The organism is Undibacterium sp. Di26W, from assembly GCF_049340265.1.
GTDB lineage: Bacteria > Pseudomonadota > Gammaproteobacteria > Burkholderiales > Burkholderiaceae_D > Undibacterium.
Genome location: NZ_JBMPOR010000001.1, coordinates 1 through 21,143, shown reverse-complemented (window position 1 = coordinate 21,143; position 21,143 = coordinate 1). Strand labels below are relative to the sequence as shown.

The window sequence follows — 21,143 nt, the reverse complement described above, 5'->3', positions numbered from 1 at the left end:
ATAGCCAATAATGACAGGCAATAATATATCCAAAGCATATCAGCCAGATCGTTTCAGATGCATCCTCAGGCAAAAAGTTCCCTATGACAAGCTGTCACCATGTTGTATTCCCCGGCAATATCTTGAATTACAACAAAGCAGCATGCCATAAGCCGTCAAATCGACTGGCATCAGGTATGATTTGAGCAATTGCATCCTGTCCATGACCATGAATCTATTTGCGCTAGAGGACGAAGTAACACAGCTTGCTGCCAGGCTGACTTCAGCACATGGTCTGGAAAAATTCATGACACAGTTAAGTCTGGCCTGGCATTTGCGGCAAAGGGATAGCCGACGTGCCTCTGAACTTGCCGCCCTGGTATTGACAGAACTGGCTGAGCTGGATGCGCCAGAAACCCTGCGCAGGCAATTTCATGCCCGCCTTTGCCTGGTCAGGTCAGAAATTGCCGCCCTGTATGGCAACCTGGCTGCCGCCGAACATTTGCTGGCCGACAGCATAGCTGTTTTCACCGATCTCAACGACACAACTGGCCTGGGTGATGCGTGCCTGACCGACGCCGCACTGGCACTGGAGCAGGGAGATGCCGGGCGTGAAGCACGGGCCTGCAATAATGCCATTACCTGGTACACGCGGGCCAATGACCAGCTCAGGCTCTCCATTGCAGAATCCTGGGCCATCTATGAACTGGCATTTTATGACCCGATGGCAGCCGCTGTCAGGCATGCCGCCTTTGACAAGCAACACCAGCAGGCATCCCACCCGGCAGTGGCCGCCCATCTGGCAGCGGCACAGGGCGTCATCCAGGGTCGGCGTGAACCGGCCCGGGCGTCGGTCTATTATCTGCAAGCCAGCGAACTGGCCCGTCAGGCCGGCTTGATACGGCTGGCGATTATTTCTGCTGGCAATTCTGGCGAATCGATGCAGGCCGTGGGTGATCTTGAAGGTGCTGCCGGTGTCTTTGATTGGGCGGCAGAACGCGCCCATGAAACCGAATGGCCAGCCCTGGTCGGCTATGCCATGTCCCATCTGGGTAGTCTGTTGCGACAATTGGGACAACTGGAACGCAGCCAAAAGACACTGGAAGAGGCACTCAATGGCTTCTCGCATGCACCGGGGGGCATCAATAAAGCCATCGTCAATGCGGAACTGGCCGAGTGCCTGTTATTGCAGGGAGAAACCGAAAAAGCCGTGCTGGCATTCAGTGCAGCCATCAGCCTGTTTCGTGCCGCCCATTCCATGGACGACTTGCCACAGGCATTGATACGTTATGCACGCGCCCTGTCCATTGCTGGCCAGGCCAGTGATGCCCTGGATGCGATAGAAGAAGCACGAACCCTGATCCACCTGCACCAGTTCACCGCCCTGGGTGTAACGCTGAACCAGACACTGGCAGAAATCCATGCACGCCATGTAGTCAGCCTGCCAGACAACATGGATGCGCCAAATGCCACCATCTATTACCTGGAAGAGTCACTGCAGACTGGCAAACTGACCGAGGGCTGGCAAGCCAGCACAGAATTGCTGATGGCATTAAGCAATGCCTGGTCAGATATCGGCGACACCGGCAAGGCATTGGCATATGCAAAAATGGCTGTCGCAGCAGAACAGCGTGAAAGTAAAAAACAGGCCAATAACCGCACCGCCATGGCACAGGTCCGGCATGAAACCGAACTGATACGTGCCGAAGCCGAACAACACAGACTGATTGCCGCGTCAGAAGCGCGGCGCGCCGCCACCTTGCAAGAAGCAGGTGCCACCCTTGAGCGGCTGGGCAAGATCGGCCAAAAAATCACCTCCAATCTGGAGCCGGAAGCAGTCTTTGAAGCGATACATCATCACCTGAAAGATTTGCTGGATGCCACCACTTTCATCATTTACCTGTTATCCGACGATGGCAAGACCCTGACCCAGGCCTTTGGTATAGAAGAAAATTTGCCGCATCCCTATCACGAAGTCGCCGTCAACGATGAGCGCGCCTTTAGCGCCCGCTGTGTCAATGAAAAACGCGAAATCAGGCTGGAGCTGCAGGCCGACAATGATTTTGCCGCCGTCCGGAATACCCTGCAGACGCTCAGTCTGCTATTTGCTCCGCTGAGTATCAATGAACGCATTCTGGGTGTGATGACAATACAGACACCGCGCGAGCATGCCTATGGCGAACGCGAGTGCCTGGTGTTTCGCACCCTGTGTGCGTATGGTGCGATTGCGCTCGATAATGCCAATGCCTATCGTGAATTGCGGTTGACCCAACAACAACTGGAAGCTGCCAGCATTACCGAAAGACAGGCGCGCAAAAAGGCCGAAGATGCCACACGCTTGAAGAGTGAATTCCTGGCCAACATGAGCCATGAAATCCGCACCCCCATGAATGCTGTCATCGGCCTGGCTCACCTGGCCTTGCAGACCAGGCTGACGCCCAAGCAATACGATTACGTCAGCAAGATCCATCATGCCGGCGAATCGCTGCTTGGCATCATCAATGACATCCTGGATTTTTCAAAAATAGAAGCGGGCATGCTGGATGTTGAATGCATCCCGTTTTCCATAGAAGAAGTATTGACCGGTATCTCCACGGTAACCAGCCAGAAGGCAGCTGAAAAACAGGTCGACTACCTGGTTCATGTCGATGCCAGCGTACCGGCCAGCCTGCGTGGTGATCCTTTGCGTCTGGGCCAGGTATTAATCAATCTGGTGAATAATGCAGTCAAATTTACCCCGGCAGGTGGCAGTATCAATATACATGTGCACAGTTTGCCAAAACCTGCACACGCCCCCAACACGTCACTGCTACGATTTTCCGTCAGCGATACCGGCATAGGCATGTCGACAGAACAGCAACAGAATCTGTTCCAGCCGTTTACCCAGGCAGATGGATCGACCACCCGTAAATATGGTGGTACTGGCCTGGGCTTGTCCATATCACGTCGTCTGGTGGAATTGATGGGTGGGGAAATTAGCGTCCACAGCGTTGAAAACCAGGGATCGACCTTTGCCTTTGAACTGGCTTTCGACGCCGATGCCCATCCTGTCAACAGACAGCATCTGCCAGGCAACTCATCTGCCCAGCACGAAAAACACCGGCCTGCACAGCTCTCACAGAACCATGCTGGTCGTCGTGTCTTGCTGGCAGAAGATAATCCTGTCAACCAGCAAATTGCGCTGGAACTCTTGAGCATGGTTGGTATCAATGCCGATGTTGCCGAAAATGGCAAGGAAGCAGTCCGCCTGGCGCTGGCCTCTGCCCCCGGTTATTACGCCATGATTTTCATGGATTTGCAGATGCCTATCATGGATGGCCATGAAGCCGCCGCCCTGATACGCAAAGAAACCCAATTTGACGACACCCCCATCATTGCCCTGACTGCGCACGCAGTTGGCGATATTCGTGAACGCTGCATGCGCGAAGGCATGCAGGATTATCTGACCAAACCGGTGCAACCAGAAGCATTGTTCAGGATAGTGTCGCACTGGATCACAGGTGACCCCGAACAGACCGAGCAGATCAACATCGCGTTGGCAGCACCGCAGGAAGAATCAGACATCATCTTGCCGCACTTTACGCAACTGGATACCCGCCAGGGCCTGCATTACATGGGTGGACGTCAGGATTTTTACCTTAACATGCTGCACCGTTTTCAACAAAGCCAGTCAGACACCCTGCCCGAAATGCAACGCCTGCTGCATGCCAACGATGATAAAAACGCAGAAAGATTAAGCCATACCCTGAAAGGACTGGCGGGCAGCATAGGCGCAGTGGAATTGCAAAAAATCGCTGCCGAGATGGAACTTGCCCTGTCCGATGTAAAAGACCGGGAAGCAATTTTTGCTTTGCAAGAACGACTGCAGCAATCACTGAATGCTGTCCTCGATGAACTGACAGCGCAACTGCCAGACAGGCTACCCAGACCGGCGGAAGCGGCAGTCAGCGAACTTGAGGCGAAACAATTGCTCTCTGATTTATATCGTTTATTGCTGGCATCCGATGGCGACGCACAAACCCTGTTTGATGAACACCAGAATGCCATCGCAAGCCAACTGAGTACTGACAGCATGGTACAGCTCAGGCATTTCATGCATCAGTTTGAATTCGAGGCGGCAGCCGGGGTTATTGCCCAACAGTGATTGCAGGCAGCACGCTAAATCAGCTTGCGCTCTGTCAAACTGCTTATCCGGTCTTCGGCAATACCCCAGTCACGCAAAATAGCTGCGCTATGTTGTCCTGCTGATGCGGGTGGCAAGCCCAGCTCTGGGCTGGTGCGGCTGAATCTGGGTGCGGGTGCTGGCTGGGTCACCCCGTCCACATCCATAAAATTAGCCCTGGCCTGATTATGCGGATGTGTCGGTGCCTCTGCCATATCCAGTACCGGGGCAAAACAGATATCCGTCCCCTCCATCAATGCGCACCATTGCTGCCTGGTCCTGGTTTTGAACAGGGCCGCACATTTCACTTTTAATTCTGGCCACTTGCTGGCATCCATTTGCACTTCAAAGGCAGGGTCTGCGATGCCAGCGACTTGCAATAACAGAGCATAAAACTGTGGTTCTATCGAAGCGATGGAAATGTATTTGCCATCGGCACAGGCATAGGTATCATAAAAATGGGCGCCCCCATCGAGCATATTGGCGGCACGCTGGTCATTCCAGGCACCGAAGGCACGGAAACCGTAAATCATGGCCCCCAGCAAGGCAGAACCATCGACCATGGCAGCATCAACAACCTGCCCCTTACCGGAATTGCGTGCCTCCAGCGCGGCGCAGACCACCCCAAATGCCAGCATCATGGCACCGCCACCAAAATCACCCACCAGATTAAGCGGAGGTACAGGCGGTGTATCTGCCCTGCCCATGGCATGCAGCATGCCGCTGAGTGCGATGTAGTTCAGATCATGCCCTGCCGCTTGTGCCAATGGCCCATCCTGCCCCCAGCCGGTGATGCGCCCATATACCAGGCGGGGATTGGCGTGCATGCATGGTTCCGGCCCCAGCCCCAGCCTTTCCATGACGCCAGGCCGAAAACCTTCCAGTAAAATATCTGCCTGCCCCAACAGTTCCAGCACCAGTGCCCTTGCTTCTTCCTGTTTCAAATCCAGCGCCAGCGAACGCCGGCCACGCGCCATGACATCGTATTTGCTGCCCAGCATGGGGAAAGGATTATTGCTGCCCGCCGCCAGTTTGCGGTCTATGCGTATCACTTCCGCCCCCATGTCGGCCAGCATCATGGCAGCAAACGGACAAGGGCCCAGACCCACCATCTCAATGACGCGTATTCCTGCTAAAGGTCCTGCCATATTTCATCCTTCATCTGTCGTTTTGCTCTGCCTGACTATTTACAGATTGCGCGCAATAATTTCTTTCATGATTTCATTCGCGCCACCATAGATACGCTGCACCCTTGCATCCACATACATTTGCGCTATGGGATATTCCATCATATAACCATAGCCGCCAAACAATTGCAGGCATTGGTCGATGACCTTGCATTGCAGGTCAGATATCCAGTATTTGGCCATGGAAGCCAGTTCGGTATCCATGCGTCCTTCCATCATATCGACGATGCAACGGTCAATGAAGGTACGGGCGATGGTTGCTTCAGTCTTGATTTCTGCCAGCACAAAACGGGTGTTCTGCATCTCGATCAAGGCCTGCCCAAAGGCCTTGCGTTCGCGCGTATGCGCTATGGTCAGGCGCAGTGCCCGCTCTATGGCGGCAACACCGGCCACACCAAGTATCGTGCGTTCATACGGCAATTCTGTCATCAACTGGCTGAAACCCTTGCCTTCCACACCACCCAGCACGCGTTCAAGCGGCACACGTACGTCGTCAAAGAACAGCTCGCAAGTGTCCTGGCCTTTTTGCCCTATTTTTTCCAATATGCGACCAACGCGGTAACCCGGGCAATCTTTGGTTTCGACCAGTATCAGCGAAATCCCCTTGGCACCGGCATCCGGGTCGGTCTTGCTGACGACCACGACCAGGTCAGCCAGATAACCATTGGAAATAAACGTCTTGGACCCATTGATGACATAGCTATCGTCCTGGCGCAGGGCGCTGGTGCGTATGCCTTTCAGATCAGAACCGGCACCTGGTTCTGACATGGCAATGGCAGCCACCATTTCACCACTGGCCAGCCTGGGCAGGTAATAGTGCTTTTGTTCTTCCGTACCCTGATTCAAAATGTAGTGGGCGACGATGGCATGCACATGAATGCCCAGGGCCATGTCACCGGCATAGGTCAGCTCTTCAAAAACGATGGCCTGATGCGCAAAGCTGCCGCCTGATCCCCCATATTCTTCGGGTATGTCTGCCAGCAATATGCCCATGGTGCCCGCCTTGTTCCAGACATCGCGGTCCACGTGCTGCTGTTTTTTCCAGCGATCCTGATGCGGGATGACTTCGGCATCGACAAAACGACGCACGGCGTAACGAAAGCTGTCCAGTTCTGGTGTCATCCAGCCAGGCTTGGTTTGCATGGTGTCTCCATCGTTTATCGTTAGCTGCTTATCGTTAGCTGCTTATCGTTAGCTTACTTGTTAGCTGGCTTTCAAGCTTGAATTGCCGCAAACCTGCTTTAAGGTTACCATCTTCGCCAGCCATTAGACATCATCCCTGATTTGCAGGATATTCTGCTTGCAGTGATGGAACAGGGCATGCAAAGCTCATTGCAGGAAATTGAACAACTGCGCCTGGCCGATTTACCGCCACGCCTGGCTTTTCAGCGTCTGATAGAAGTGCACCTGAACACTCTGCTGGCACCGGATCATGATTTTATTGCTGTCTTGCTGTATGAATGGCGTTCGCTGGATAAACCTGCCCGTGCTGGCATCCTTGCCCTCAAGAACAGGTACGAAGTGATGTGGGAACAAACCATCGTCGCCCTGCATGCTTCGGGCGACTGGGCCATGCCGACACCACTGGACAAATTGCTGATGTTTGACACCCTGAACTGGACCGCCCAATGGTATCGCCGTGGCAGCGGCATCGATGGAATCGGCATAGAGGAACTGGCTGCACAATGCGTGCAATTCATCTTGCGCACCAAAACCACAAGCACGTCCTAATTCTCAATACCGATTTCCAGCTTGCGGGTGTCAATAATCAGTTTTTTGCCTAGAAACAGCTTGTTCCCAACCATGCCACCCACCCCCAGGCTACTGATGGCAGCCTCTTGCAGCAAGCCCATATCCTGGATATAGCTGATTTCCCTGATGGGCAGGGTCAGCCCCGCCATTTTTACCGTGGCATCGCTGGCGACCGTATGGGCAGTCAATATTTTGTCCCAGGAACGTATAGGATAACTGATGGGAACAGCATCTTTCCTTGCCAGCCGTTGAAAGGTTTTTTCATTGCTGAGCCAGGCAAAGGCACTGGAACCACTGTCATACATGACGGTTTTATCCGCACCGTCAAAATGCACTGGCATAAGTATCCTGCGACCGCTGAAACTGAAAGGCACAAATTGCGTACCAGCGCCAACCAGCGCATCGCGCTTGCGGGCCAACTGGATCAGGTTTTTCTTGAAATCCAGCGCCACTACCCTGCCATCAATCAGGTCTGCTCCTATGGTCCCAAGCAGTTCTATGCTGTCATCACCCCAGTTAACGCCAGCACCTTCACGCGGCATGATGCCAACATTCCTGGCATTGACTTGCATGTTGCCCAAAGTAAAATTGAGACTGGCAATCTTGTCGGCTGAATACGGAATACGGTATTTCTCTGCAATCGACTTCCATTTATTCGAATACACAATGGTGGATGGATGTCCGAGATCAAACTGCATGTAAAACACTTTACCCCCTGCCCCCGCAAAATGCACAGGCACAAGCATGGCAGCATGCTCTAATGGTGGCAAAGGCGGTGGACGCGGTATGGCACTCCAGAGGATGGCAACCTCCCCCTCATCTGCAGCCAGTTGGATTTGTGCTGGTGGTATTGTGGGGCCGGACGAACAGGCTGGCAGGAGCAGTGCTATAGAGATCAACAATGGCGAGAACAGCAGCCGTAATTGACTGACCGGATAGATGGTGTGCAGGCTTTGCATTTAAAACCTCCAGCTACTGAAGCACATTTGCCGGAAGACTTTCCGGCAAATGTGCTGGCAAATAAGATGCTTATGCAGGATTACGTTTTGAAAACAGTGCCACCAGACCAACAATCAGCAGGATGGGGAATAACAGTGGCAAGAGTGCCAGGGCGATAGAGCCAAGGACGACGGCAAAGATGAAGAACAATAAAATGCCTACCCCTGCCAGCACCACCCCCGTCAGGCCCAGTGCAAACAACAAGGCAAGTGCACCTATGCCGCAGGCAAGGACGAAGCCGAAAAAGCCACCAACCACACCCATCTCATGGCCATTGACATGCATGTTCACATCACTGAACGAACCTATGCTGATGAAAGCCAGCAGCATAAGGAAAAACAGGATCAGTGCAGTGCGTTGGTTGGAAGTCATGATGTGCCTCTCTTGAGTGTGGTTGGGCTTTTCAAAGCCAGTGATGTAGATCGATGTAGTTATCTTAGACACCACCATCCTCATCTGCCATGCGCTTGCGACAGAATGCATAAATCACGGGTCAAGCAGTCAATTTGACGGAAAATCTGTAGTGAAGAAAAGGAGAAAGCCGACTTAAAGCCGGCTTTTTTTGGGGGCAGTTACCTGCCATTAAATAGTCAGCCTTACTTATCGCCAGCCCCGATTGTTCCCATTGCTGCCAGTGTGGATACCCTGACCGGGAAAACCGGCTGCCGCATGTCAGGGGCTTGCCATCCAAACAAGAATTGACAGGCGGCACCACAGATGCGCCCCTGGCAGGCACCCATGCCAGCCCTGGTCATCAGCTTGGCGCTGCGCCAGTCGCCATGCAAGGCCAGTTGCTGGGCGCTGACATCTTCGCAACGGCAAACCAGTGTGTCTGGCTGACATAGATGACGCCATTCTTCATCGGTGGCAAAGCTGCTATTGAGCAGCGCGGCAAATACCCGCGCCTGGTCGCGCATGGCCAGCGCTTCGGCGTTGATGGCCTGCCCCGTGGCTGCCAGGCCAGCAATATGCCCTTCCGCCAAAGCTTTATCGACACCGCCTATGCCACAGGCTTCACCGGCGGCCCAGATTGCAGGCTGGCTGCTGGCCTGGTGTGCATCTACCTGAATACTGCCGTCTTTGAATTCGCAAGCCAGCAGGCTACCAAGCTCAAGGTTGGGTAGCAGCCCAAAGCCGCAAGCCAGAAAATCACAGGGCAGGTCCAGTATCTTGCTGCCATGTTGCAAGCTGATGCTGCTTAACTGATGCTCGCCATTGGCCTTGATGACCCTGGCGTCATGCCGGTAAGCGATTTGTTTCAGGTGCCAGAACAATTTCACAGCCTGCAGGAACTTGCCCCGATGATGACGTAGCAAAGTCAGCAAGAAACGCATCAATTCGCCAGTACTGCGATGCTCTGCAATAGCAATCACCCTGGCCCCTGCCCGCCTTGCGGTGTCAGCCACTGCCAATAACAAGGGGCCACTGCCAGCGATCACCACACGCTTGCCGTTTACCGGCATACCACCTTTGATCAGGGCTTGCAGTCCGCCTGCCCCGGTAACACCGGGCAGTGTCCAGCCAGGAAAAGGCAGCAACAGCTCGCGCGCGCCGTTACAGAGTATGAGTTTTTGCCAGCGTATTTTTTGTGCGCCATCGACGGTTTCCAGCAAAAATTCCTGCTCGCTGGCCCGGGCCACGATACGTGCGCCGTACACCATGCGCAGGTTGGAGCGCTGGCTGAGTGTGTCCCACAGTGCCTGTGCGCGGCTATCGCGCCACTGCCCTGCTACACCACTCAATATCTGGCCACGCCAGATCTGGCCACCAGGTGCCGGATTTTCATCGATGACGGTCACCATGCCTGCCTGCGCCGTGGCGGCCAGCGCTGCCGCCAGCCCGGCCGGCCCGGCACCTACAATCAGCACGTCAGTAGAAAAAGGCAAGATTGTAGCGATCATCATTGACCGCCATATTCTGTATTGATGACCATGCCTGAGCAGCAATATTCCTGACAAGCCAGGCGATGTGGCTGGCCATTGATGCTGACCCGGCATTCCTGGCAAACGCCCATGCCACACACGGCAAAGCGTGGCTGGCCAGATACCGATACATGGGTCTGCTGATGCTGGTATTGTATTAATGCCGCCGCCACGGTCATGTCACTGCGGCTTTCAACGGGCTGGCCGTTGATCCATATGTGTGCCTGTACGGCAGTTTGCTCAGGCATAGTTGACACCCTGTTCGGGAAAAAAACGTGCGGGCCGATAGGCAGTGTCATCAATCCTGGCAGGACGTCCGGCAATCTGGTCGGCCAGTATCTGTGCCGTAGCCAATGCTGTCGTGACACCCAGTCCTTCATGCCCTGCTGCGACCCAGATACCGGGCAAAAGCGGGTGTGGCCCTATCACAGGCTGTCCATCGGGAGAAGCCGGACGCATGCCAGCCCAGGCACGGATAATCTGCATATCTGCCAGACAGGGTAATAATTGCATGGCGGTCTGCAGCACCGCACCCAGGGCACGCGGGTCTATGCTGGTATCCGTCTGCCTATCCTGGCGGCAAGAACCCAGCAACCACTGGCCGGTCGGACGTGGCTGTATGTTGGCAGCGACGGCCAGGGCATCTGCCGTGACTGCCGCCTGGCCATAGTTCATGCTGACAATCTGGTGGGATAAACGTCCGGGGTAACGATCGGTGATGGCAAGATGCCCCTTGCGACCAAATATGGCGATCTCTGGCAAGAGCCTTGCCACATCCAGACCAGCGGCGATGACAATGACATCTGCTGACAGCCTGCTACCGTCTTGCAGCTTCAGGCTGGCTGCATGAACGCTGCTGACCTGCTGCCCCAGCAATAGCTGCCCACCCTGCTTGCGCAATTGTTGTGCCATGAAATGGGCAATCTGCGGCGGATAAACCACGCTATCACCCACCACCCGGACGCCACCAGCCAGACCGGGGCGCAAGGCTGGTTCCAGTTTTTGTACCTGCGCACCAGTCAGGGCATCTGCCTGCCAGTCGCGCGCATTCAAGGTAGCGGCCCTGTGCTGTGCTTCTGCCAGTTGCGCCTCATCCTCGGCCACCCACAGGGTGCCACAGGGGCTGGGTTCGCCAACGCCAGGAAATTCGGCAAAAAACTCGCGCCATAAGCGCAAAGACAAGAGGCACAGATCAAGTTCCTGGCGACTTTCATCCAGTGCCACCAAATGCCCCATGCCAGCCGCCGTCACACCACAACCGGGCGTGGCAGCGTCAATCAAGCCTACCTGAAAACCGTCTTGCTGTAATTTGAGCGCGCAGGCACTGCCGACTATGCCTGCCCCTACCACCAGCGCCCTTGGCTTGATACTCATCACTGCCCCCATCCTGACCCAGCCTGTCAGTTAGGCACAGGCAGCGCAGGCAGCACAGGCAATACCGGACGGCTTGCCAGGGCTGCGTTGACGATCTGCTCCACACGTGCACGCAAGGCACCATCCAGTGGCAGACGCGGTGCCCGTACCCTGTCGTTGGAATCGATCACCAGGGCTTCCACCAGTTTGATGTTCTGCACCAGGTAGGTGGAAACATCCAGATCCAGCAAAGGACGGAACCAGCGGTAGATATCCAGCGCCTCGGCATACCTGCCAGCCTGTATCAGGCGATAAATTGCCACCGTTTCATGCGGAAAAGCCACTACCAACCCTGCTACCCAGCCTTTGGCACCGGCAGTCAATGCTTCAAACGCCAGATTGTCCACGCCAGTGAACAAGTCATAACGGTTGCCCAGGCGGTTGATGATTTCTGTGGTGCGGCGAATGTCATCCGACGATTCCTTGACGGCCACAAAGCGCGCATCGTCAGCCAGTTCTTCCAGTATGTCGGTGGTGACATCGACGCGATAGGCCAGGCGATTGGAATAAATCATGATGGGCAAATCACCCGCCGCGGCAATGCTGCGCAGTGTGGCGACGGTCTCACAATGATTGGTATGGTAAATGGTACTTGGCACCACCATCAAACCATCGGCACCCGCTTTGGCGGCTTTTTCTGCCAGGGCACAGGCATCGCGCGTCGCGGCTTCAGCCACGGTCATAATTGCCGGCTTGTTGCCTGTGACCTGCTTGGTCAGCTTCAATACATCGATGCGCTCTGCATGCGACAGCAGCGGGCCTTCACCCAAAGAGCCACAGGCAATCAGGCCATCGCAACCGGCATCCATCAGGTAGTGGAAACAACGTTCCATCTCTTTGAAATCGAGACTGTCGTCGGGATTGAACTTTGTCGTTACTGCAGGAATGACACCTTGCCACATGGTATTTGCCTTGCTTTCTCCGGCGAAGACCGGTTAATTTTGAAAATCACTCAAAGAAACCCTGCGCTGACAACTTGCCGAAGAAATCGATCACAGCAAAAACAAAGCTTAAAATGAAGCGATTGGAAGCGAGTGGTAGCGAATTAAAGCAATTGCGCAGCTGTCAGGCTTGAACGTGAGAAAGTGTAAGCCCGCCGGGGGCAGCAGTCTTGATGTTTGTAAGTGTTTTGAAAGACGAAATCGGCATAGTCGCCATGGGGCGGCGACCGCAGGCTCGCAGAGTGTCACAAATTACGAATCAGGCAAGAATGACGTCGCCACCCTTGCCCCTATAGCCAGAATAAAGATTGAACTTGGTTCAGCTCGCCGACACCAAAAAGAACACCCCAGCCATGGCGATGCCTGCACCGGCAATACGTGGCAACTGGCTGGCCATCCATTGCTGCGCTGTCTTGCCCGCCATCCAGCCGATGACATGGATCAACACAGTCGCCACTACAAAGCCGCTGCCATATAGCAATGCAGATGCATTTGCCGGCATTTCCTGGCCATGTGCGTAGCCATGCGCCACTGCAAACACGGATACCATGGCCATACCTGCACCAACAGGCAATTTAACCGCAAAGCTGATCAGCAAGCCAAGCACCACGACAGAAGCGGCAATACCGTGCTCTACACCCGGCAATGCGATGCCCGCCAGGGCCAGCGCGCCACCGGCGACCATCATCAAGGGAAAGCTGGCCGGTATCAGCCAGGCCCGTGCATGCTTTTGCTGCGCCGCCCAGATACCTATCGCCAGCATGGCCAGCAAATGATCGAACCCGGTAAACGGATGGAGAAAGCCATCCAGCAGCGCATTCATGGTATGCAGCACACTGTCATGCGCCGACGCTGGCAATGTGGTCATGGCAAGGCTCAGTGCGATGATCGCGCCCAGGGATTGCGATTTGCTTGGTTTCATGCGTTTCTCCCGATTCCAGATTAAAAATTAGTTTTTGACTTCGTCCAGCATGCCTTGCTTGCGAATGAAGCTGACCACCGCTTCCAGCCCGTCACCCGTACGCAGATTGGTAAATACAAAGGGGCGTTCACCACGCATGCGTTTGGCGTCTTGCGCCATGATGTCCAGATTGGCACCTACATGTGGTGCCAGGTCGGTTTTATTGATGATCAGCAAATCAGAACGGGTGATGCCAGGCCCGCCTTTACGCGGGATTTTTTCGCCACCAGCCACGTCGATGACATAGATAGTCAGATCAGACAATTCCGGGCTAAAGGTGGCCGCCAGATTGTCGCCACCTGATTCCACCAGTATCAAATCCAGATCCGGAAAATCTGCACTCATGCGGGCTATCGCTTCCAGGTTGATCGATGCATCTTCACGTATGGCGGTATGCGGGCACCCCCCGGTTTCCACGCCCATCAGACGTTCTGCAGGCAAGGCATCGGCACGCAGCAGGATTTCCATGTCTTCCTTGGTATAGATGTCATTGGTGATGACCGCCATTTCATACTGGTCACGCATGCTTTTGCAGAGCATTTCGCACAATGCGGTTTTACCTGAGCCGACCGGGCCACCTATGCCTACGCGCAAAGGATTCGGTTCTGAAGAGCTTATATTTTGGGTGTTCATTTATTTGTTTCCTGTTTTAATTTTTATGATCGGTATAGCCGGCTGTATTGCACCTCATGCTGCATGGACAGCAAAGACAGCCCGGGTGCCCAGTTGGATAATTGATCATCTTCCAGTTCTTGCGCCAACTTTGCGGCTTTTTCCAGTTCGGGGCGCAGCGACAGCAATAAACGCTGTCCGGCCACCTGACCCAGAGGGATGGATTTCACCCCGACCAGCACCTGATTTTCTGCCCATGAGAACAGCATGCCCAGCAAGACCGATTCTGGCGGCACCTGCAAGGCAATGGCAGCAGCAGCCAAGGCAGTGGGCAAAGGCAATTCATGCTGTGCCAGCAAAATCGCCAGCAATTCAGCATCCGCAATCTTCAGGTCATGCACCAGTTTGCCCAGCGAATAACCCATTTGTATGCTCTCTGCACGAAATTCTGCGGCATCCCTGGCGGCGATGAACAAACTGGTCCAGTGTGAGACGGCGACCAGATCTCTTTCACCAAAAGCCTGCAACAAACGCCACAATACCGGCGCTTCAAAACGAGCCACCACTTCATGCAGGCAATTGACGATCCATTCCCTGGCTGTGGCTTCATTACGCACCAGGCCTTTTTCTATCGCCGCTTCCATCCCTTGCGAATAGCTATAGGCACCGATAGGCAAAGACGGGCTGGCCAGTTGCAACAGGTGGAGTAAGGCTGCAGACTGCATGCTTAAGCCTTGCTGTCAGAAGGACGATGTATGCGCTGCCGTAAAGGTATCGGTGCCAGCGGATTATGCGGATGCCCATCATCGCCCGCATGATGATGGCCGCCACCATAGGCACCTGATTCCGGCTCGAAACTGGCCTGCTCTTCGGTGACGACGGCGCCCAGCCCCTGCAACATTTCCTTCAACACCGGGTCTTTGCGTATGCGCAAAAAACCATCGCCGACCTGGGCCTGGGTATGCCGGTTACCCAGATGGAAGGCGCAGCGCAATAAATTAAAGGCAGTATCACATTCCACTTTATACGTCGGTTCAGCGGCGGCAATGACTTCAATCACGCGGCCATCATTGCCCAGCATCAGGTCACCATGGCGCATGACTGTGCCGCGCACGGTAAACACCGCCACATCTTCACCACTGGCCAGGGTGGCGCGCAAGCGGCTTTTTTCACGCAGTTCATACGGCAAGACCAGTTGCCCGGCTATGCTGTCGGCAGTCTCGATTTTTGTTTGTAATGTCAGCATCTTTTAAAATAAGAAATAGCGTTGGGCCATGGGCAGGATTTTTGCCGGTTCACAGACCAGCAGTTCCCCATTGGCACGGACTTCATAGGTTTCCGGATTCACTTCCATGGTCGGCGTCAGGCTATTGTGTATCATGTCCTTTTTGCGAATCTGGCGTGTGTTCTTGACAGCGATCAGGGTCTTGTTCAGCTTCAGTTGTTCTGCCAGACCGGCATCCAGCCCCGCCTGCGATACAAAGGTGAAAGACTTTTTCAGTCCACCACCAAAGGCACCAAACATCATGCGGTAATGCACGGGTTGTGGCGTTGGTATCGATGCATTCGGGTCACCCATCTGGGCAGCGGCGATCATGCCACCCTTGACGATCATCGATGGTTTCACGCCAAAGAAAGCCGGCTTCCACAAGACGATGTCGGCAATCTTGCCCACTTCCAGCGAGCCAACTGCATGCGCGATGCCATGGGTAAGCGCCGGGTTGATGGTGTATTTGGCGATATAACGTTTGACGCGAAAGTTATCATTACGCGCATTGTCTTCCGCCAGCGAGCCGCGCTGTTGCTTCATCTTGTCTGCCGTTTGCCAGGTACGCATGATGACTTCACCGACACGGCCCATGGCTTGCGAATCTGAAGACATCATCGAAATGGCACCGATGTCATGCAAGATATCTTCAGCAGCAATAGTCTCGCGCCGTATGCGCGATTCGGCAAAGGCAATGTCTTCGGCGATTGCCGGGTCAAGATGGTGGCAGACCATGAGCATGTCGAGATGCTCATCCAGGGTATTAACGGTGTAAGGCCGGGTTGGATTGGTGGATGACGGCAACACATTCGCCTCGCCCACCGCCGCAATAATATCCGGCGCATGGCCACCACCCGCACCTTCAGTGTGGAAGGTATGGATAGTCCTGTCCTTGAATGCCGCCAGGGTATGTTCCAAAAAGCCACCTTCGTTGAGCGTATCACTATGAATGGCAACCTGCACATCCATCTGGTCTGCCACGGTCAGGCAATTGTCGATGGCTTGCGGCGTCGTGCCCCAGTCTTCATGCAGCTTCAGGCCGATGGCTCCGGCCCTTACCTGCTCTTCCAGCGGTAAAGGCAGGCTGACATTACCCTTGCCCATAAAACCCAGATTCATGGGAAAGGCATCTGCCGCCATCAACATGGAATGCAAATGCCAGGGCCCCGGGGTGCAGGTGGTTGCTGCCGTGCCAGTGGCCGGGCCTGTACCGCCACCCAGCATGGTGGTGACGCCACTCATCAGCGCTTCTTCAATCTGTTGCGGGCAAATAAAATGGATGTGTGAATCAATACCGCCAGCGGTCACGATCTTGCCTTCACCGGCAATGATTTCTGTCGCGCCACCAATGGCCATGTCCACGCCAGACTGTATGTCAGGGTTGCCGGCCTTGCCTATGCAGGCTATCAAACCATTTTTAATACCAATATCTGCCTTGACGATGCCCCAGTGATCAATAATGACCGCATTGGTGATGACCGTATCCATGACTTCGGCATGTGGTCTTTGTGACTGGCCCATGCCGTCACGAATCACCTTGCCACCACCAAACTTCACCTCTTCACCGTAAATGGCAAAGTCTTTTTCAATTTCTATGAACAGGCCGGTATCTGCCAGACGGATGCGGTCACCTGTGGTCGGGCCAAACATTTCAGCATAAGCGTGACGCGAAATTTTCATAGCGCCCCCATCACTTTGCCGCTGAAGCCATAGACTTTTCTGTCACCAGCCAGTGCCACCAGTTCTATACTACGATGCTGCCCCGGTTCAAAACGGATAGCCGTACCCGCAGCAATGTTCAGGCGCATGCCATAAGCCAGTTGACGTTCAAATTGCAGGGATGGGTTGGTTTCATAAAAATGGAAATGTGAACCTACCTGTATCGGCCTGTCGCCGCTATTGGCCACAGTAATACTGACGACAGTGCGACCCACGTTCAGTTCAATGTCCCCATCCTCTATCAGGGTTTCGCCTGGTATCATTGTCTTCTCCTAAGGAATGGGGTGATGGACGGTAACCAGCTTGCTGCCATCCGGGAAGGTTGCTTCAACCTGGATATCAGGAATCATTTCCGGCACGCCTTCCATGACATCGGCACGGCTGAGTATTTGCGTACCTTCCGACATCAGTTCTGCCACCGTCCTGCCATCGCGCGCGCCTTCCATGATGGCTGCGGTGATCAGGGCGACTGCTTCCGGGTAATTCAATTTCAGGCCCCGTGCCTTGCGCCGCTCCGCCAGCAAGGCAGCGGTAAATATCAGCAATTTATCTTTTTCTCTGGGTGTCAGATCCATATCTTCTTTCTTGTCATCTGCGTAGTAACTGCGCTTTCCCATTATTTCGGTTGATTTTCAAAATAACAAGTAGTCAGATACTGAATATCAACTTTTACTACTCAAACATTATTAAAAGCAACACAGCAAGTTTTGAACCAAGCATAACTAAGCCTCCGCAAGCCATATTGCAGGACTGCGCACCAAATAAAGGCGAGTTATCACCAATAGGGTGCAATTTTAATAAATATCAGATTAACAGCCCTGCAGAAAAATAGTTGGAACTTTTGAGCCTACTCAAGGTAATACATACAAGAGACTTTGTTCCACCAAAACCAAATCCAAGCTGAAGACAACCGCAGACGAATGAAAACAGACACCGGGGATACAGACTCCAGCTTGCTAAGGCAAATGCGTGATGGCGATGCTGCGGCATTCCAACGTCTGTACCAACGCCATCAGGGGCCGATTTATCGCTATGCCCTGATGCGCTGTAGCCAGAGCGCACTGGCCGCCGATGTCGTGCAGGACGTATTCATGGGCTTGCTGACAAGATCGTATCGCTATGACGCTGGCCTGGGTAATTTGCAAAATTTTTTGTTTGGCGTTGCCAGAAACCTGCTGCTGAAACAGGACCAGGCCCAACGCCGCCATCAGCCGCTGCCAGGTCTGGGGGATGAAGACCAGGAAGAAGTATTGATGAGCGAAACGGCAGAAGCCTCAGACGCCATCTTCAGCCAGCAATTGACAGAACATGTAAGACAGGCAGTGAGCGTGCTGCGCCCGCATTATCGTGACGTGATTATTTTGTATGAGCTGCAAGAACTGTCGTATGCAGAAATCGCCGTTATTTGCAGCATAGACATAGGCACCGTGCGTTCTCGTTTGTCCAGGGCACGTGCCGCCATCCTGCAGTACAGCGACAGAATGGGATGGCGCACAGAACTGGCCATGCGCACGACAACAGCATCAGCAACCGCATCAAGAGCAAACGCAACAATGACAGGAACAGAACAATGACAGCCCCAGGAAACGCCATCGACGATGCAGGCAGCATGGACGCCGCGCTGGACAGGCAATTCAGCATCCTGCGTGAAGAACTGCAACAACTGGATGCCCCAGCAGCAACTGAACAGCTTTTATTGCAAGCCTTTGCCAACCAGCAAGCCAAAGACAAAAAGCAGGCGCGCATCAGGCGCTGGCACCCATGGCTGGGCGGCATGTTGACAATGGGTGGCAGCCTGGGCCTGTTCATGATGATGGTGCTGGCCCCTACCCACATGCAAGACCCGGTACCACCCAATACTGCCTATGCCAACGCAGATTTGCCACCCTTTAATTTGCCACCCTTCATCGCCCTGGTGCCACTGGATCGCCTGAACAATGAAACACCGCGCATGCTGGAAGCAGAAGTACCCGCGGCCTGGCTGACCAGCCTGGGCATGCCGGTCAACCCCGAAATGGCCGGCGACCTGGTACAAGCCCAGATGCTGGTGGATGCAGACGGTACACCCCTGGCCATGCGCCTGCTCAAATATTAAAAACCCTTTTCCAGCACTGACTGAAACACTGACTAAACAAACAGATTTTTAAGCTAACCGACAAAAAAGGACACAACATGAACGGCAAACTCCCCCTCTTTATTCTCCTCGGATCTTCCTGGGCAATGGCACAAGCCAACGTCATCAACGACAATGCGGCACCAGAACCGGCAGAAGAAAAACAGTCCGGCCAACGGATAGAAATAATACAGGTGACCCCAATGGCACCGATGGCACCTCTAGCACCAATGGCCCCCATGAGCCCAATGACGCCCATGACACCAATCACTCCCCTGCCGCCCTTGGCCGCACTGGCAGATATACCCGATGGCAAACACATCAACACCATCATATCTTCTGCCATGAGCCAGGCCTTTTCCGGCATGCAAGGCATGCAATCCATCAAGCCGGTAAAGAATGCACCCTACAGTGCAGAGATTGTCACAGAAAAAACCCAGACCCTGGCAGACGGCAACCAAATCAGCAATAAAACCACCAGCGTCAGCTACCGGGATAACGCAGGCCGCACCCGTCAGGAAATCCGCGACAGCAAAGGCACCGTACAACACATCCTGATTGTTGATCCGGTTGACAACGTGCGTTACCTCCTCATGCCAGAAAAAAAGACAGCCACCAAAATTAGCGTCGGTAAAGAGCTTGACGACAAACTGGCCAGCGTCAAAGAGAAACTGGAAAAAATGAAACAGGAAGGCAAAACCGTCCACGTAGAAACCCTGCGCAACGGTGATGAAGTCACAGTCAAAAGAATCGAACGCAAAAATGGCGACGACAAAGCCGAAGGCAGCAAAGACACGCGTGAACAAGTCCAGGTCAGGGTAATACGCGCCGGTACTGGTGCTGCCACTGTTGTTGCTGGTGCCAGCACAGGCAGTGACTTGCAAATAGCCCATGCCGAAACGCTGCAACTGACCAGCAATTTTGCCGACTTGATCAAAATGGGCCCACTGCCCATGGCCTTCACCGACACCCGCTGGACAGCAAAAGGCAATACCAAAGACCTGGGTAGCCGCGACATAGATGGCGTGCGAGCCGAAGGGAAAATGCGCTCTTACCAAATCCCCGCAGGCGAAATCGGCAATAAAAACGCCATCACCGTCAGCTCAGAAACCTGGTATTCACCAGAGCTGCAAATGACCGTCTATTCCAAACAAAGCGACCCCCGCACCGGCGAATGGAGCTACCGCCTCAACAACCTGAAACGCACCGAACCAGCATCCAGCCTGTTCAGCATCCCGGAAGGCTACACCGTCAGGGAAATGCCTACTGCATCAAGGATAGTGATAGAAAAACGGGAAGAGAAAAAGCCTTGAGGGTTGGGCTTGATAAGATTTTTTTTGATGCCGGAACAGAAATCAGGGAGCGTGGACTGGTTTCTGTCCCGGCATGCTGCGTGTCGCAGCAACGCGTAAATGGCATCAAGACTCTATTCAATTAATGCCACAGTTTGAATATGTGAAGCACAGGAGGCCTGCAACATGGCGGCACTGTATGGAAATCCTTTATTGGGCTTCTCAGCCGCACTATACCCAATATTTTGAAATAATTCTGCAAATGACCTGCATCGTTTTACACCAACAGCTCTCCAATCCAGATACCAAGCCTCCCATTCGCCGTCACTACTTATTTCTGCTGGATTTAATGCAATAAAACCATCACCATCAATATATCCGACAGAAATCAGATCAGAGATGTGGCTTCCAACATAATCTAAGGGATCGGCCTTCATACAGCCATCATCCATTACACCATACTGATAATATTCTTTATCGCCCTGCCTTCTGTCGGTGTCACTCCAATATTCAATATCGCCGTTTTGCTCTTCATAAAAAGTCATGACGGAATCTGGTGGCCAAAAATTAGAATTTGGCAAAGGGCCTGCAAAAGAGAGTTTATATACTCCTTGAGAAACCATTAGGAAATGTAGGTACGACTTCGGTAGTTGCTTTCCAATTCTTTCCTCAATTGGAAATACCATTTTCAATACATTGAGCTTCCCCTGAAATTTAGTTCCCCAAAGGTGACGTAAAATAAACGTAACTTTGGAAAGACAAATGATGAACAGGATACCCAAAAAAGCTTATACGACCGAATTCAAAGAACTGGCCGTCAAACG

General features: G+C 53.6%; 21 protein-coding genes. 5 read left to right on the top strand and 16 right to left on the bottom strand.

What is annotated here, in order from left to right:
• Positions 1 to 202: 202 nt before the first annotated feature.
• Positions 203 to 4,123, top strand: coding sequence for an ATP-binding protein (locus ACO0LM_RS00105; RefSeq protein WP_423033144.1), 3,921 nt, complete (start codon positions 203 to 205; stop codon positions 4,121 to 4,123).
• A gap of 14 nt (positions 4,124 to 4,137) precedes the next feature.
• Here the strand turns inward: ACO0LM_RS00105 and ACO0LM_RS00100 are convergent, their stop codons facing one another.
• Together ACO0LM_RS00100 and ACO0LM_RS00095 are read right to left on the bottom strand one after the other, a co-directional pair.
• Positions 4,138 to 5,289 carry a CaiB/BaiF CoA transferase family protein gene (locus ACO0LM_RS00100; protein ID WP_423033142.1) on the bottom strand — a complete coding sequence of 384 codons (1,152 nt, stop codon included), beginning with the start codon at positions 5,287 to 5,289 and terminating at the stop codon, positions 4,138 to 4,140.
• Between the two features lie 39 nt (positions 5,290 to 5,328).
• A complete protein-coding gene (locus ACO0LM_RS00095) occupies positions 5,329 to 6,471 on the bottom strand; it encodes an acyl-CoA dehydrogenase family protein (protein ID WP_423033140.1) in 1,143 nt (380 codons plus the stop codon).
• A gap of 177 nt (positions 6,472 to 6,648) precedes the next feature.
• On the opposite strand from ACO0LM_RS00095, the gene ACO0LM_RS00090 reads away from it, so the two are divergent.
• Positions 6,649 to 7,059: a hypothetical protein gene (locus ACO0LM_RS00090; RefSeq protein WP_423033138.1), complete on the top strand. Its 411-nt coding sequence runs from the start codon at positions 6,649 to 6,651 to the stop codon at positions 7,057 to 7,059.
• Here the strand turns inward: ACO0LM_RS00090 and ACO0LM_RS00085 are convergent.
• From ACO0LM_RS00085 to ACO0LM_RS00025, 13 genes are all read right to left on the bottom strand, one after another.
• Complete coding sequence (locus ACO0LM_RS00085; protein ID WP_423033136.1) at positions 7,056 to 8,039, bottom strand: hypothetical protein; 984 nt, start codon at positions 8,037 to 8,039, stop codon at positions 7,056 to 7,058. The two genes, ACO0LM_RS00090 and ACO0LM_RS00085, sit on opposite strands and share 4 nt — an antisense overlap.
• A 70-nt stretch (positions 8,040 to 8,109) precedes the next feature.
• Positions 8,110 to 8,451 (bottom strand): hypothetical protein, encoded by a 342-nt coding sequence (locus tag ACO0LM_RS00080; protein ID WP_423033134.1) that lies wholly within the window; start codon positions 8,449 to 8,451, stop codon positions 8,110 to 8,112.
• A gap of 224 nt (positions 8,452 to 8,675) precedes the next feature.
• Positions 8,676 to 9,983 (bottom strand): FAD-dependent oxidoreductase, encoded by a 1,308-nt coding sequence (locus tag ACO0LM_RS00075; RefSeq protein ID WP_423033132.1) that lies wholly within the window; start codon positions 9,981 to 9,983, stop codon positions 8,676 to 8,678.
• A complete protein-coding gene (locus ACO0LM_RS00070) occupies positions 9,980 to 10,249 on the bottom strand; it encodes a 2Fe-2S iron-sulfur cluster-binding protein (RefSeq protein WP_423033130.1) in 270 nt (89 codons plus the stop codon). Before ACO0LM_RS00070 ends, ACO0LM_RS00075 begins: the two co-directional genes overlap by 4 nt.
• Positions 10,242 to 11,375 carry an NAD(P)/FAD-dependent oxidoreductase gene (locus tag ACO0LM_RS00065; protein ID WP_423033128.1) on the bottom strand — a complete coding sequence of 378 codons (1,134 nt, stop codon included), beginning with the start codon at positions 11,373 to 11,375 and terminating at the stop codon, positions 10,242 to 10,244. Before ACO0LM_RS00065 ends, ACO0LM_RS00070 begins: the two co-directional genes overlap by 8 nt.
• A gap of 26 nt (positions 11,376 to 11,401) precedes the next feature.
• A complete protein-coding gene (locus ACO0LM_RS00060; protein WP_423033127.1) occupies positions 11,402 to 12,316 on the bottom strand; it encodes a dihydrodipicolinate synthase family protein in 915 nt (304 codons plus the stop codon).
• A 358-nt stretch (positions 12,317 to 12,674) separates the two neighbouring features.
• The gene (locus ACO0LM_RS00055; protein WP_423033126.1) at positions 12,675 to 13,277 is read right to left on the bottom strand and encodes a HupE/UreJ family protein; all 603 of its coding nucleotides are present in this window, start codon (positions 13,275 to 13,277) and stop codon (positions 12,675 to 12,677) included.
• 27 nt (positions 13,278 to 13,304) lie between these two features.
• A complete protein-coding gene (ureG, locus tag ACO0LM_RS00050) occupies positions 13,305 to 13,949 on the bottom strand; it encodes an urease accessory protein UreG (protein WP_423033124.1) in 645 nt (214 codons plus the stop codon).
• Between the two features lie 23 nt (positions 13,950 to 13,972).
• Positions 13,973 to 14,653 (bottom strand): urease accessory protein UreF, encoded by a 681-nt coding sequence (locus ACO0LM_RS00045; protein WP_423033122.1) that lies wholly within the window; start codon positions 14,651 to 14,653, stop codon positions 13,973 to 13,975.
• A 2-nt stretch (positions 14,654 to 14,655) separates the two neighbouring features.
• On the bottom strand, positions 14,656 to 15,174 hold the full coding sequence (ureE, locus tag ACO0LM_RS00040; protein ID WP_423033120.1) for an urease accessory protein UreE: 519 nt from the start codon (positions 15,172 to 15,174) through the stop codon (positions 14,656 to 14,658).
• Positions 15,175 to 15,177: 3 nt separating this feature from the next.
• On the bottom strand, positions 15,178 to 16,875 hold the full coding sequence (gene ureC, locus ACO0LM_RS00035; protein ID WP_423033118.1) for an urease subunit alpha: 1,698 nt from the start codon (positions 16,873 to 16,875) through the stop codon (positions 15,178 to 15,180).
• Positions 16,872 to 17,177, bottom strand: a complete 306-nt coding sequence (locus ACO0LM_RS00030; protein ID WP_422982117.1) for an urease subunit beta — start codon at positions 17,175 to 17,177, stop codon at positions 16,872 to 16,874. Before ACO0LM_RS00030 ends, ureC begins: the two co-directional genes overlap by 4 nt.
• 9 nt (positions 17,178 to 17,186) lie before the next feature.
• Positions 17,187 to 17,489 carry an urease subunit gamma gene (locus ACO0LM_RS00025; protein ID WP_110253278.1) on the bottom strand — a complete coding sequence of 101 codons (303 nt, stop codon included), beginning with the start codon at positions 17,487 to 17,489 and terminating at the stop codon, positions 17,187 to 17,189.
• A 345-nt stretch (positions 17,490 to 17,834) separates the two neighbouring features.
• On the opposite strand from ACO0LM_RS00025, the gene ACO0LM_RS00020 reads away from it, so the two are divergent.
• The 3 genes from ACO0LM_RS00020 to ACO0LM_RS00010 all read left to right on the top strand — a co-directional run bounded on the left by ACO0LM_RS00020 (position 17,835) and on the right by ACO0LM_RS00010 (position 20,340).
• Complete coding sequence (locus ACO0LM_RS00020) at positions 17,835 to 18,488, top strand: RNA polymerase sigma factor (protein WP_423033116.1); 654 nt, start codon at positions 17,835 to 17,837, stop codon at positions 18,486 to 18,488.
• Complete coding sequence (locus tag ACO0LM_RS00015) at positions 18,485 to 19,009, top strand: hypothetical protein (RefSeq protein ID WP_423033114.1); 525 nt, start codon at positions 18,485 to 18,487, stop codon at positions 19,007 to 19,009. Before ACO0LM_RS00020 ends, ACO0LM_RS00015 begins: the two co-directional genes overlap by 4 nt.
• Before the next feature lie 77 nt (positions 19,010 to 19,086).
• Positions 19,087 to 20,340 carry a hypothetical protein gene (locus ACO0LM_RS00010; RefSeq protein ID WP_423033112.1) on the top strand — a complete coding sequence of 418 codons (1,254 nt, stop codon included), beginning with the start codon at positions 19,087 to 19,089 and terminating at the stop codon, positions 20,338 to 20,340.
• Positions 20,341 to 20,453: 113 nt separating this feature from the next.
• On the opposite strand, the gene ACO0LM_RS00005 is transcribed toward ACO0LM_RS00010, so the two are convergent.
• Positions 20,454 to 21,101, bottom strand: a complete 648-nt coding sequence (locus ACO0LM_RS00005; RefSeq protein WP_423033110.1) for a hypothetical protein — start codon at positions 21,099 to 21,101, stop codon at positions 20,454 to 20,456.
• Between the last annotated feature and the right edge of the window lie 42 nt (positions 21,102 to 21,143).

Excerpts from the sequence above, each read along its gene's own strand:
- ACO0LM_RS00095 (WP_423033140.1), bottom strand. The coding sequence starts at position 6,471 with ATGCAAACCAAGCCTGGCTGGATGACACCAGAACTGGACAGCTTTCGT.
- ACO0LM_RS00100 (WP_423033142.1), bottom strand. The coding sequence starts at position 5,289 with ATGGCAGGACCTTTAGCAGGAATACGCGTCATTGAGATGGTGGGTCTG.
- ACO0LM_RS00020 (WP_423033116.1), top strand. The coding sequence starts at position 17,835 with ATGAAAACAGACACCGGGGATACAGACTCCAGCTTGCTAAGGCAAATG.
- ACO0LM_RS00075 (WP_423033132.1), bottom strand. The coding sequence starts at position 9,983 with ATGATGATCGCTACAATCTTGCCTTTTTCTACTGACGTGCTGATTGTA.
- ACO0LM_RS00015 (WP_423033114.1), top strand. The coding sequence starts at position 18,485 with ATGACAGCCCCAGGAAACGCCATCGACGATGCAGGCAGCATGGACGCC.
- ureC (WP_423033118.1), bottom strand. The coding sequence starts at position 16,875 with ATGAAAATTTCGCGTCACGCTTATGCTGAAATGTTTGGCCCGACCACA.
- ACO0LM_RS00090 (WP_423033138.1), top strand. The coding sequence starts at position 6,649 with ATGCAAAGCTCATTGCAGGAAATTGAACAACTGCGCCTGGCCGATTTA.
- ACO0LM_RS00010 (WP_423033112.1), top strand. The coding sequence starts at position 19,087 with ATGAACGGCAAACTCCCCCTCTTTATTCTCCTCGGATCTTCCTGGGCA.
- ACO0LM_RS00080 (WP_423033134.1), bottom strand. The coding sequence starts at position 8,451 with ATGACTTCCAACCAACGCACTGCACTGATCCTGTTTTTCCTTATGCTG.
- ACO0LM_RS00085 (WP_423033136.1), bottom strand. The coding sequence starts at position 8,039 with ATGCAAAGCCTGCACACCATCTATCCGGTCAGTCAATTACGGCTGCTG.
- ACO0LM_RS00055 (WP_423033126.1), bottom strand. The coding sequence starts at position 13,277 with ATGAAACCAAGCAAATCGCAATCCCTGGGCGCGATCATCGCACTGAGC.
- ureG (WP_423033124.1), bottom strand. The coding sequence starts at position 13,949 with ATGAACACCCAAAATATAAGCTCTTCAGAACCGAATCCTTTGCGCGTA.
- ACO0LM_RS00025 (WP_110253278.1), bottom strand. The coding sequence starts at position 17,489 with ATGGATCTGACACCCAGAGAAAAAGATAAATTGCTGATATTTACCGCT.
- ACO0LM_RS00060 (WP_423033127.1), bottom strand. The coding sequence starts at position 12,316 with ATGTGGCAAGGTGTCATTCCTGCAGTAACGACAAAGTTCAATCCCGAC.
- ACO0LM_RS00105 (WP_423033144.1), top strand. The coding sequence starts at position 203 with ATGACCATGAATCTATTTGCGCTAGAGGACGAAGTAACACAGCTTGCT.
- ACO0LM_RS00065 (WP_423033128.1), bottom strand. The coding sequence starts at position 11,375 with ATGAGTATCAAGCCAAGGGCGCTGGTGGTAGGGGCAGGCATAGTCGGC.
- ACO0LM_RS00030 (WP_422982117.1), bottom strand. The coding sequence starts at position 17,177 with ATGATACCAGGCGAAACCCTGATAGAGGATGGGGACATTGAACTGAAC.
- ACO0LM_RS00045 (WP_423033122.1), bottom strand. The coding sequence starts at position 14,653 with ATGCAGTCTGCAGCCTTACTCCACCTGTTGCAACTGGCCAGCCCGTCT.
- ureE (WP_423033120.1), bottom strand. The coding sequence starts at position 15,174 with ATGCTGACATTACAAACAAAAATCGAGACTGCCGACAGCATAGCCGGG.
- ACO0LM_RS00070 (WP_423033130.1), bottom strand. The coding sequence starts at position 10,249 with ATGCCTGAGCAAACTGCCGTACAGGCACACATATGGATCAACGGCCAG.